This is a genomic window from Deinococcus rhizophilus (assembly GCF_030271215.1).
GTDB lineage: Bacteria > Deinococcota > Deinococci > Deinococcales > Deinococcaceae > Deinococcus > Deinococcus rhizophilus.
The window spans coordinates 1-850 of the sequence record NZ_JASNGB010000346.1 but is presented as its reverse complement, the minus strand read 5'-3'; the positions used below and the strand labels follow the sequence as shown (position 1 = coordinate 850).

General features: G+C 60.6%; 2 protein-coding genes. Both read right to left on the bottom strand.

Features of this window, described 5'->3' with window-relative positions:
* Positions 1 to 17 precede the first annotated feature (17 nt).
* Positions 18 to 416 carry a transposase family protein gene (locus QOL99_RS17255; protein ID WP_285525638.1) on the bottom strand — a complete coding sequence of 133 codons (399 nt, stop codon included), beginning with the start codon at positions 414 to 416 and terminating at the stop codon, positions 18 to 20.
* Positions 316 to 850, bottom strand: a 535-nt coding sequence (locus QOL99_RS17250) for a transposase family protein (RefSeq protein WP_285525637.1), incomplete at its 5' end; no start/stop codon positions are given. The genes QOL99_RS17255 and QOL99_RS17250, both read right to left, overlap by 101 nt.

Genomic DNA, 850 nt, shown 5'->3' with positions numbered 1-850 from the left:
TAGACCTCTTGCGAAAGTCAGGCGGGGCATGCCTGGGTGAGGTTACAGAGTGCGGCGATCAGCTGAACTCGAAGGGCAAATCGACGACGCCGATGGCGATAAATGCCTTTGAGCACACGAAACACCTTCATGCGGCGGATCACATGTTCGACTCCTTGCCGGACACGCGCCAGGACACGATTGTCCTGGCGCTGCTGGGCGGACAGAGGCGACGCGTGCGTTGCCTTGTGGGAGGTGATGGCATGCCCGTGAGTTCTCCAGAGGCCCTGATACCCTGCGTCCCCGATCAGCGCCGTATCGTGAGGCAGCCGCAGCTCAGACTGACGAAACAACTTCAGATCGTGGACTGTTCCAGCACTCGTCGCCGTGCTCAGGATGCGCTGGGTGACGGTACAGATCAGCACCTGAAACTTCAGGGTGTGCCGCTTTTTCTTGCCGCTGTACCAGCGACGCTGTTTTTTTGGGTCGCTCGCAGGGGACCTCGGAGGCATCGACCGCGACAATGCTGTACACGATCTGTGCCTCCCGAAACACACGCTGCTTGGGCATCTGGAACTGTGGGTTGGCGATCAGGGCGGCTTCGACCCGTTCCACCGTGCGATGCACGGTGGTCTCATGAACGCCCCAGTCATCGCCCAGGTGCGCGAAGGTGCGGTATTCGCGCCAGAATTCCAAGGTCAGCAGCAGTTGTTCCGCGACGCTGAGTGCGGCTGGACGGCCAGATTTCTTCTTCTGTGCTTCCCGCTCTGCGAGGACCGCCTCCATCTCGGCGAAGGTTTCGGGATAGACCCCGGTACGTCGCCGGAACTGCGTGCGATTCATCCGCATTGTGCGTGCTAGACGGTCTTGC